This window comes from Streptomyces sp. CA-146814 (genome assembly GCF_050942385.1).
Taxonomy (GTDB): Bacteria; Actinomycetota; Actinomycetes; order Streptomycetales; family Streptomycetaceae; genus Streptomyces.
Window position 1 is genome coordinate 5551428 of sequence record NZ_CP192068.1, and the last position, 10944, is coordinate 5562371.

The window sequence follows — 10944 nt, forward strand, 5'->3', positions numbered from 1 at the left end:
GTGACGTACGACTCCCTCGTCAACCACGGCGACTACCTCTCGCCGCACTACCTCGCCGAAGTCCTCCCCAAGGACCTGAAGGCGAAGGACGGCCTCCTCACCCGCTGGGCGGCCTTCGAGGAAACCGAACGCCGACGCCACGCCGACGCGGTGGCCGAGGCCGCCCGAGAGGGCCTCGACCGTGACGCCGTGCCGCCGCGCGCCCGCACCCCCCGGGAGGGGCTGCGGGCCCTGCACGGCCCCTACTTTGCGGGCCGCGCCGCGCTCGCCCAGGACGCCGCCGCGCTCGCCGAGCCCGCCGCGCTCGCGCCCGAGGGGTGGCGCAAGCGGTACACCGAGAGCCACCTGGAAACCCTCCGCGCCCTCGGGTACACGGACGCCCACGAGCAGACCGTCACCGTCCGCAGCGCCGACCGCGCCTACGACATCCAGGTCCTCCACGCCGAACCCGGCCTGTACGCGGTCGGCTGCGGCTGGACCACCGAATCCGACGCGGCCCTGGACCCGGACGGCGCCGGCCGCCTGCTCCACCCGGTGCGGACGGAGACCTCGGCCCCCGACCTCACGGACGCCAAGGCCCTCACCGACTTCCTCTTCACCTGCGACACGCCCCCGCGCCACATCCTCCTGCTCGTCGGCGGGGTGATCGTCCTCGCCGACCGCCTCGCCTGGCCCGAGGGCCGCTACCTCGCCGCCGATCTCGACGCCGCCCTGCACCGCCGCGACGACCGCCACGGCGGCGAACTCGACACCCTGGCCGCCCTGTTCGGCTCCGACTCGCTGCGCGCCCCCGCCGAAGGCGGCACCGCCCCGCTCGCCGCCTTCCTCGACCGCTCGGGCAAACACGCCGTCGGCGTCTCCACCGAACTGCGGGAGGGCCTGCGGCTGAGCGTGGAGTGGATCGCCAACGAGGTCCTGGACCGCCTGCGCGAACCGGAGAACGGCGTCGCCCCCGCCGACCTCGACGACCCGGCCCGGCTCGCCAAGGAACTCAGCCGCGAGTCGCTGCGCTACCTCTACCGCATCCTGTTCCTCCTGTACGCGGAGGCCAGCCCCGCCCTCGGTATCCTGCCCTCCGACTACCCGGAGTACGAGCAGGGGTACGGGCTCCAGCGCCTCGGGGACCTCGTCCTGCGCGACCTCGTCGGCGAGCGCTCCCGGCGCGGCTTCCACCTGTACGAATCGCTCGACCTGCTCTTCGATAAGGTCGAGAACGGCCACCGCCGCTACGGCACCGAGCCCGAGGACCTCGCGGCGGAGAAGGCGGCGCGCGACGCGACCAAGGCCGAGGGCGAGGCGGCGAAGCTGCTCGCCGCCGGCACGATCACCGAGGCCGAGTACACCGACCGCATCCGCGAGGCCGACCGCGCCCGTCGCGCCGCCGCGCGCTCCACCAGCGCGGGCCTGCGCTTCGAGGCACTGCGCTCCGAACTGTTCGCCAAGAAGGCCGTCCGCCTCATTTCGGACGACCAGATCGAGAACCCGGCGTACGAGGAGGGCGGAACGGACGGCCGCCGTCCCGTCCTGGACACCCGGCTGCGCAACGAGACCCTGCACAAGGTCCTGCGCCGCCTGATGCTCACCAAGGGCCGGGGCAGGGAGCGCGGCGGCTTCATCTCGTACGCCCAGCTCGGCATCAACCAGCTCGGCGCCGTGTACGAGGGCCTGATGTCCTACACAGGCTTCATCGCCGAGGAGGAGCTGTACGAGGTCGCCAAGGGCGGCGACCCCTCCAACGGCAGCTGGATGGTCCCCGCCTCCCGCGCCCAGGACTACGACGACGCCGTCTTCGTCAAGCGCACCGACGAGGAGACCGGCCGCCGGGAGCGGGTGGCCCATCCCCGGGGCTCCTTCGTGTACCGGCTGGCCGGCCGCGACCGCCAGACCTCCGCCTCCTACTACACCCCGAAGTCCCTCACCGAGGTCACCGTCGAACTGGCCCTCAGGCACCGCCTGGACCAGGACGGCACCACCACCCCGGCCAGGGAACTCCTGGAGTGGAAGATCTGCGAACCGGCCCTCGGCTCCGGAGCGTTCCTCAACGAGGCCATCGACCAGGTCGCCGCCGAGTACCTGCGCCGCCGCGAACGCGAGCTGGGCCGCAAGGTGGACCCCGAACTCCGGCAGATCGAGCTCCAGAAGACCAAGGCGTACGTCGCCCTCCACAACGCCTACGGCGTGGACCTCAACGCCACGGCCGTGGAGCTGGCCGAGGTCTCCCTCTGGCTCAACTCCATGCACCCCGGCATGCGGGCCCCCTGGTTCGGTCTCCACCTGCGGCGCGGCAACTCCCTCATCGGCGCGGGCCGCAAGGTCTACAAGGCCGACACCCTCACGGACGGCTCCTGGCTGGCCAGGAAGAACCCCCTGCCCCCCACGGACCTGCCGTTCCGCGACGGCCCCCTCCCCGAGGGAGCGGTGCACCAGTTCCTGCTGCCCGCCGTCGGCTGGGGCGCGGTCGCCGCCGAACCGGAGGCTAAGAAGCTCGCCGAGGACGAGGCCAAGGCGCTCGGCCGGTGGCGCAAAGGCGTCCAGAAGGCCCCCAAGGGTCCGAAGCCGTTCCAGGAGCGCGGCGACGAGACCGAAGAGGCCCGGCGCAAGCGGTACGAACGGTGGCGCAAGGCCGCTGACAAGACCGAGCTGGGCCGCCTCCAAGGCGTGGCCCGGCGGGCCGAGTTCCTGTGGTCCCTGGTCGCGACCCGGCTGGAACTCTCCGAACGGGCGGTCGCCCGCCGCGTCGACGTCTGGGGCGCCGACTGGCTGGACCAGTCCACCGAGGCCGAGGACAAGCAGAAGGTCCTGGACGACCTGACCCGCCACGGCACCCCGTACTGGCGGCTGAAGACGGTCATGGACGCCTGGTGCGCGCTGTGGTTCTGGCCGCTGGACCGGGTCGGCGAACTCGACGGCGGCGATCCCGTGTACGCCACGGGGGGCACCCTTGCGGGTGGGGCGGCGGTTCCCGGGGCGGCGGCGGAGGCCGCCGCCCCGGAGCGGGCGGAGCCGGTGGCTCCGGCCGAGCCCGCGTCCGGCTCCGCACCGGGGGACCAGCTGTGGCGGACGGCCGGGCTGTTCGACGACCCGGACGGGGAACAGGACGAGCTGGGCGAGGCGTTGGCCTCCTCGGACGGGGGCGTACGGAAGACTGCGGCGGCCAGAAGGCCGGCCCGATCCGCCCGCCCGCCGGAGCGCCAGGTGGTGCCGCTCCAGAGCTTCGGCGACTGGCTGGAGTTCCTGGAGGCCGTCCTCGGTACGTCCGACATGCCGGAGGAGTCTCTGCTCTCGGGCATCGAGAAGCTCAGCCCGGACGACGCGCTGGAGGTGCTCGGTGATGTGGAGGACCGCCTGGAGGGCTTCCTCGGCATGCGGTCGGCGGCACTGCTCCCGTTCCGCTACCCGTGGCTGAACACGGTCGAGGACATCGCGGGCACGACGGAGAAGGACATAAGGGCGGAGGACGGCCACGGCTTCTTTCACTGGGAGCTGCACTTCGCGCATGTCTTCCGGGGGGCGGCGGGCGGGTTCGACCTTCAGGTGGGGAACCCGCCTTGGGTGCGGCCGGACTGGGACGAGGCGGCGGTTCTGGCAGAAGTCGATCCTTGGTTCAAGCTGAGTGAGAAGCAGTCGGCCGGGGATCGGAAGGACCGCAAGAGCGAGATTCTGGCGAGTGCGAATCACCGCTGGGCTTATCTGCGCGACCTGACCTCGACGGCGGGGACGGCGGAAGTCCTCGGGAGCGCTGTGGTCTATCCGCTGATCTCGGGCACCCGGCCTGACCTGTACCGGGCATTCATGTGCCGAACCTGGGCGCACCTGGCTCGTGAGGGAACGGTGGGGTTGGTGCACCCGGACTCTCATTTCAGCGGCGACAAGGAAGGGCGCCTGAGAGAGGCCGCTTACATGCGGCTCCGCGTCCATGGTGACTTCGTGAACGCGGGTAACCGCTTCTTCCCGCCGCCTGTTGGCCGGTCCAGCCACTTCGGCGTGCATGTTTACGGTCGGGCGGGCGGGATCGGGTTCGATCACCTTTCGTGGCTCTTCTCGGTCGACGCGCTGCGCCTCTCGGCTGACGATGACGGCAAGGCTCCTGATCCCGGGGTCCGCTACGGCGACAGCTGGGATGAACGCCCGCACCGTAAGCGGGTCGTCCGTGTGAACGAAGCGATGCTCGCCCGGTGGCAGAGACTCACTGGCGATGAGACCCAGCCTGTACGCCAGGCGAGGCTGCTTTCGCCGGTAAGTACGGCGGAGGAGCAGGCGATCAGGGCGCTGGCGGACTACCCGCTACGCCTCAGCGCGTGCCAGCCTCAGATCACCAGCGGCTACAACGAGAAGACGGCCAAGGATGACAACCTCATCGGGTACAACGTGCCAGACGGTGCGGGTGTGGTGCGTCGGCCGGCTGGCTGGTCCGAGGTGATTCTCAAGGGGCCTCAGATCGGCTTGGCCAACCCCCTGTTCAAGCAGCCGAGCCAGGGCGCTGGCGAAGTCTTCGGGCTCAACCCGATGACCCTTGCAGACGATGCGGTGCCCGAGTCCGAGTATGTCTACGTTGCAAAGCCCGAGGCCTATGGGCCCGCGCGTGATGTGTGGAGCGACGGCAGGACCCCGGAGCAGCTCAAGGCGTCTAAGCGTGAGGTGGCACGGGCGAGGGAGACGGCGGCGGGGCGCTTCGGCGTGGGGCCTTCGGAGATCACTGAGGAGCAGACAGAGGCGGAACTGCTGCGGAGGCTGCGGAGGCCGTACACGGAGTTCTACCGGGTAGCGTGGCGGGAGATGATTGCGCCTGACACAGAGCGGAGCTTGTATGCCGCGATCGTTCCTCCGGGGCCTGCGCACATTCATGCTGTTCGAAGCACCTGGTTGAGCGGCCTCCGAGCCACTGTCCTCACCGCAGGCTTCTGGTCTGCCATCCCGGTTGACTATTTGCTGCGTACAACGCGTGTCGGTCACCTTGATGTTGCACAGGCTCGACGGCTTCCCGCCCCAGGCGGGGACCATTTCCTGGCGTCCGCGTTGCTTCTTCGAACCTTGAGGCTCAACTGCCTCACCAACGCCTACGCGGACCTCTGGGAAGAGCTCTACGACCCCACCTGGCCCGCCTACGAACCCTGGGCGTGTGAATGGCCAGAGCTGCAACCACTGCACGCAGTCGGCCCGACATGGAACCGGAACACCCCTCTGCGTACGGAGCGGGCGCGGCGAGCAGCCCTGGTGGAGATCGACGCACTCGTGGCCGTCTGGCTCGGCGTGAGCGCCGACGCGCTCGTCGCCATGTACAAGGCCCGCTTCCCGATCATGCAGGACTTCGACTCCGTCACCTGGTTCGACGCCAACGAACGGAAGATCGCGGGCAACCGCTACACTTACGGCTTCGGCCAGACCAAAGAGCACTACGAGCACTTCCTCGCCTACCAGAACAAGGAACGGCCCGAGCCCCCCGAGGGCTACACCGCCCCCTTCTACAAGGCCAACCGCGAGGAAGAGATGCGCGAGGCACACGCCTACTTCTCCGCGCGTCTCCAGGAGGCCATCGACCAGGGGAAGTGGACGCCGCCCGCCTCATGAACGGCTGTGCCCCGCACCGGACGACTCCGGTGCGGGGCACAGCGTGAGGCTCAGCTCTGCGCGGCGTACGTGACGAAGTCGTCCCAGGCGGTGGGGGAGACGGCGAGTTCGGGGCTCCGCAGGTCCTTGGAGTCCCGGACATGGACCGTCCGCGTGCCCTGCGCCACCTCGACGCAGTCGTCGCCCTGAGAGCCGCTGTAACTGCTCTTGAACCAGGCCAGTTCGGACGTGCTCATAGCGCTCCTCGCAATCGCTTCAGCAGGCTCAGCGATTCCTCGGGGGTCAGAGCCTGCGAGCGCAGTTTCGCATACCGCTGGTGCAGGAGGCTGATCTCCTTGGCGTGAGTGATCAGCCGCCCGTTCTGCTGGCCCTCGGAGTAGGCGAACCAGCGATGTTCCGGCGTCTCCGCGAGCCGCATGGGCCCATCCAACCCCGCATGGCTCACCCTCACCGTAGGCATCACCTGCAACTCCACGTTCCAGTTCCGCTCCACCAACTCCACTAGGTGGTCCAGCAGTTCCCGCGTCACGTCCTTCCCGCCCGTGCACCGCTCCAGCACCGCCTGCTCCACGATGAAGCTGAACGCCGTCGGCGGTTTCCGCGTGACCGCCAGGAGTTCCTGCCGGGCCAGCCGCGCCGCGATCCGCTGCTCCAGCTCCGCCGGGTCCGGCAGTGGCGGGACGTTCAGGGAGACGGCTCGCGCGTACGCCTCCGTCTGCAACAGGCCCGGCACCACCCGGCATTCGTACGTGTACAGGCTGATCGCCGACGCCTCCAGCCGGGCCCACTGCCGGAACCAGCTCGCCAGGCCCGGCTTCCGCGACAGATGGGGCGCCGCCGCGCGCAGTGCGCCCGTGTTGCCGAGGTGAGGTTCGGCCCCCTCGACGAAGTCGATGTCCGGCATCCGCCGGCCCTGTTCGACCGAGGCGACCGTGTGCTTCGAGAAGCCGACCAGCGTGCCGAACTCCTCCCGGCTCAGGCCCGCGTGTTCGCGTAAAGCCTGGACGAACGCGCCGAAGGTGCGCAGACTGTCCGACACCTCGGGTTCCCCGCCGCCCGACGCTCCCGTACCCCAGTCCGTGTGCTCACCGGCCATCGCAGGACACCTTCCGTACCACCCACCGCCGGACCGATTCCGACGCCCGTCATCGTCACGCGCCGTGACGCGTACTGTCCATCGAACAGCGCGTACGCTGCCGCCGCGTACGCACCTCGGACCTGGTGAACCCGCAGTACCAGGCGGGATCTTGGGCCTATGACAGCACCAGTCACCCCCACCGTGACGCACACGGATTCCGTTACCGTACGTGTGTTCACCCAGCGTTTCCGCTCCACCCCGCGCGGCGCCCGGCTCGCCCGCAGGCTCGCCCTCCAGCAGCTGGACGCCTGGGGGCTGCCGTACGGCGGCGACGCGTCCGACACCGCTGCGCTGCTCATCGCCGAACTCGCCGCGAACGCCGTCACGCACGGACGCATTCCCGGCCGCGACTTCGAGGTCTGCCTCAGGCTCCTCGGCGCGACCCTGCGCGTCGAGGTCTCCGACGCTCGGGGTGAGAGCCGTCCGCCCTCTCCGGGCGTGCCCCCGCCCGCGCCCGGGGCGCTCGCCGAGACCGGCCGGGGGATGCTGCTGGTCGAGGCGCTCGCGGACCGCTGGGAGGTCCTGGACCGGCTTCCCGTCGGCAAGACCGTCGTCGCCGAGCTGGACCTCGAAGGGGCGGTGGCCCGGACGGCCTGAAGGATCAGTCCGAGGGCCGACCGCCGACCGCTGCGGACGGGCGTCGGGCGGTCGCGCTGACACTCCCCGGCCCCCTCGCTAGGCTGGGCCGGGGACGGCACGGCACAGGGCGGTGGCGGCGGACAAGAGGGCTGCGGGTGCCATGGCGGTGGACGAGGACGGCGGGGACCGGGCCGGCGTCGAGAGCGGTCGGACTCTGGGAACCCGGGGCTACGCCGTGGCCGCGGACATCGACCAGCCGGACTCGCTGCTCCTGCCGCTCGGACCGCCGATCGAGATCGGATCGGACGGCCGTCCGACCGGCGTCGAGCTGGAGCTTCCCGCCGACGAGGAAGGGGAGGAGCACGGCGCCCACCGGGACGCCGATGACGCCTCCGCCCCGTTCCGGCCCGACAACATCCGGATCCACACCGAGACCACGACCGTGGACCTGCTGCTCTCCCGGCTGCGGGAGGGCATGATCGACCTCGCACCGGACTTCCAGCGCCGCTCCGGCATCTGGAGCGACCGTGCGCAGAGCCGCCTGATCGAATCCCTGCTGCTGCGCATCCCGATCTCCAACTTCCACATGGCCCAGGGCGACGAGGACAAGTGGGCCGTGGTGGACGGCGTCCAGCGGCTCACCGCCATCGCCCGGTTCATGGAGCCGGACATCACCGGCCTGGAACCCCTCACCCTGCGCGGCATGGACTACCTGTGGCAGCTCGCCGGCAGCACCTACCAGGACCTCACGGGACGGATGAGGATCCGGCTGCGTGAGACCCAGCTCACCGTCCACATCATGCAGCAGGGCACCCCGGAGAAGGTCAAGTACAACGTCTTCACCAGGATCAACACCGGCGGCATGCCGCTCACGCCGCAGGAGCTCCGGCATGCTCTGGTGGGGGGGAAGGTCCGGACGTTCCTCGCGGACCTGGCGGAGGAACCGTCGTTCGGGGAGGCCACCCGGTGGAGCGTCTCCGACGCCCGCATGGCCGACCGCGAGATGGTGCTGCGCTTCCTCGCCTTCCGCCTGACCAACCCGTCCCAGCACTCCGAGACCGACTTCAACAAGTTCCTCATCGACTCCATGTACCGGATCAACGCGCTGTCCGACGAGCGACGGGATCAGCTGGCGCGGGAGTTCCGGACCGCCATGCGGTGCGCCTGGGAGCTGTTCGGCGAGCACGCCTTCCGGAAGTGGCAGGGAGGCGAGCGCAGCTCGCCCGTCATCAACAAGGCCCTGTTCGAGACGATCTCCGTCCAGCTCGCCCTTCTCGATGATGACGAGCGGGCCCGGCTGGTAGCGTCCCGTCCGGCGGTGCACGACCAGTTCTTCCGGCTCCTGGGCGACTGGGACTTCGACCGGTCGATCTCGGTGGGAACCGGGAGCCCGGCGAGGATCCGCACCCGATTCCAAGAAGTGGCACGACTGTTCCGGGGGGTAGCCGCACCGTGATCGACCGTTTGACGCTGCCCAACTACAAGGCGTTCCAGCATGCGGAGCTTCCGCTCGGCCCGCTCACGCTCCTCACCGGTCTCAACTCCTCCGGCAAGAGCAGCGTGCTCCAGTCCATCGGGCTCCTGCGCCAGTCCTACGAGTCCGGCGACCTGGCGCTCTCCGCGCTCACGGCCGAGGAGAGGCGAGCCGGACGCCGTACGAACGTGGCGGGCCGGGGCTTCCTCCTCAATGGCGAACTCGTCGGGCTCGGCACCGGCGAGGACGTCCTCCACGAGGACTTCACGGAGGACGAGCCCCGGATCGGCCTCGCCGTCGACGAGGGTGCGTACCACTACGGGTGGACCGCCGCGTACGAGGCCGAGCAGAACCTTCTGCCGCTGGCCGACGCGGACCTCCCGGACACCTCAGAGGGCGAACGGGAGCGACCGGCCGGCCCCGAGGCGGTGACCCCGGCGTTCCTCACCGCGCCCTTCCAGTACCTCCACGCCGACCGCATCTCACCGGCCGAGTTCTACCCTCGCGACCACCAGGCGGCGATCGGCCGCGGCTTCCTCGGCGTACGCGGTGAGCACACCGTCAACTACCTCCGCCACCACCGTGAGGACCCGGTCCCCGAGGGGCCGCTGCGCCACCCCGAGGCCGCCTCCGATCTGCTGATCGACCAGACCGCCGCCTGGATGGGCGACCTCTGCCCCGGAGTCGATATCCAGGCCGACGCCATCAAGGGCACCGACGCCGTGAGCCTCTCGTACGGCTTCCGGGGCACGCTCGGCGCCACCAAGCGCCGTCGCCCCGGCAACGTCGGTTTCGGCCTCACCTACGTCCTGCCCATCGTCGTCGCCTGTCTGAGTGCCCGCCGCGGTGCCCTGATCCTCCTGGAGAACCCGGAGGCGCACCTGCACCCGCAGGGCCAGACCCAGATGGCCACGCTCGCCGCCTCGGCCGCCGCGCAGGGCGCGCAGGTGATCATGGAAAGTCACAGCGACCACGTGATCAACGGGGTACGCCTGGCCGTCAAGCAGGGACGGATCACTCCCGGGCAGGCGGTGTTCCACTACTTCCGGGGGGACGGCACGGGCGTGGACTTCGTCAGCCCGCGGGTGGACGCGGACGGCATGCTCGACCAGTGGCCCCCGGGCTTCTTCGACGAGCTGGAGAACACGCTCGACCAGCTCATCGGCTGACGCCCGCCGGGGAGGGCGGGGCGAGGCGTACCGACATCGTGGCGGAGGGGGAGACATGCCGCAGCTGTTCCTGAACGAGAAGTCCTGTGGGACGAAGGCCGACCCGGACCGGGTCAACCGGGCCATGACCGACATGGTCCGTGCGGTCCTGGCGGTGGCCAGGGAGGACCGGGCGGGAACCCTGCTCGTCTCCGGGGAGCCGGTGACCGCGTTGCAGCTCGCCCAGGGCCACGCGATCCAGAAGTGGATCGGGTCTCCGGGTACCAAGGACCTGTGGCAGCGGCTGGCCATCCTCCAGTCCAAGTGGCCGCTCCGGGAGGCGTTCCCGGAGGGGGAGACCCACGCGGACGTCGAGTACCGGCACGACGGCGACGCCGTGGAAGGTCTCGGGGCCGCGCACCTCACCGGGGGGCTCGGCATCTCGCTTCCGGTCGACTCCCGCTGGGACACCGACCGGCTCACGCTCGTACGGGAGGAACTGGTCGACGACGAGGGCGGCGGATCGGCCGTCACCGAGGTCGACGTGGTGCACGCCGCCCGACGCGAGCACGTCGCCACCCACCTTCCGTGGATCCGGCGCGGGGCGAACTCCGCACGGCAGAAGGCCGTCGAGAGCCTGCGGTCGGGTACCGAACTCTGGGCACGCTGTCCGGAACTCTTCCCGACCCTCCAGTTCACCCCCCTCGCCGAGCAGCACTTCGCCGAACTGGCCGAGGTGTGGGTGCGGCCCGTGGGGGAGCGGCTCGGGGAGCTCCAGGACGCCGTCAGCGACTGGGACCCTGCCCGGCAGCCCATCGCACCGCAGTGGCGGTCCTACGTACGCACCGAATTCGAGTCGCGCCGAAGGCTGTGCTGGTTCCCCGACGCCGACGGCGAGAACCACCTCTTCGACTGGCACTGCGACTTCCTCCCGAAGCCGGGCCGGATGCACTTCCGGCTGCTCCACGAGGAGCGCACCCTCCGCATCGCGTACGCGGGGCGCAAGCTCGACGTGTGAGGCGGGAGCAGGCTCGTGC

At 70.3% G+C, this 10944-nt stretch carries 7 protein-coding genes; 5 read left to right on the top strand and 2 right to left on the bottom strand.

Going from position 1 to position 10944, the window contains the following annotated elements; all coding sequences use genetic code 11:
- Positions 1-5568, top strand: coding sequence for a hypothetical protein (locus ACQP09_RS25005; RefSeq protein WP_433403310.1), 5568 nt, complete (start codon positions 1-3; stop codon positions 5566-5568).
- A 50-nt stretch (positions 5569-5618) separates the two neighbouring features.
- Here ACQP09_RS25005 and ACQP09_RS25010 read toward each other — a convergent pair whose 3' ends face one another.
- Together ACQP09_RS25010 and ACQP09_RS25015 are read right to left on the bottom strand one after the other, a co-directional pair.
- Positions 5619-5804, bottom strand: coding sequence for a DUF397 domain-containing protein (locus ACQP09_RS25010; RefSeq protein WP_175513746.1), 186 nt, complete (start codon positions 5802-5804; stop codon positions 5619-5621).
- Positions 5801-6664, bottom strand: coding sequence for a helix-turn-helix domain-containing protein (locus ACQP09_RS25015; protein ID WP_367813597.1), 864 nt, complete (start codon positions 6662-6664; stop codon positions 5801-5803). The genes ACQP09_RS25010 and ACQP09_RS25015 overlap by 4 nt, the downstream gene beginning before the upstream one ends.
- 159 nt (positions 6665-6823) lie before the next feature.
- On the opposite strand from ACQP09_RS25015, the gene ACQP09_RS25020 reads away from it, so the two are divergent.
- The 4 genes from ACQP09_RS25020 (at position 6824) to ACQP09_RS25035 (ending at position 10925) form a co-directional block, all read left to right on the top strand.
- Positions 6824-7303, top strand: a complete 480-nt coding sequence (locus ACQP09_RS25020) for an ATP-binding protein (protein WP_433403313.1) — start codon at positions 6824-6826, stop codon at positions 7301-7303.
- A 142-nt stretch (positions 7304-7445) separates the two neighbouring features.
- The gene (locus ACQP09_RS25025) at positions 7446-8741 is read left to right on the top strand and encodes a DUF262 domain-containing protein (protein WP_433403316.1); all 1296 of its coding nucleotides are present in this window, start codon (positions 7446-7448) and stop codon (positions 8739-8741) included.
- Positions 8738-9928 carry an AAA family ATPase gene (locus tag ACQP09_RS25030; protein WP_433403319.1) on the top strand — a complete coding sequence of 397 codons (1191 nt, stop codon included), beginning with the start codon at positions 8738-8740 and terminating at the stop codon, positions 9926-9928. The genes ACQP09_RS25025 and ACQP09_RS25030 overlap by 4 nt, the downstream gene beginning before the upstream one ends.
- Positions 9929-9983: 55 nt before the next feature.
- Entirely contained in the window at positions 9984-10925 is a 942-nt protein-coding gene (locus tag ACQP09_RS25035; protein WP_367527362.1) for a hypothetical protein, read from the top strand.
- Positions 10926-10944: the final 19 nt, after the last annotated feature.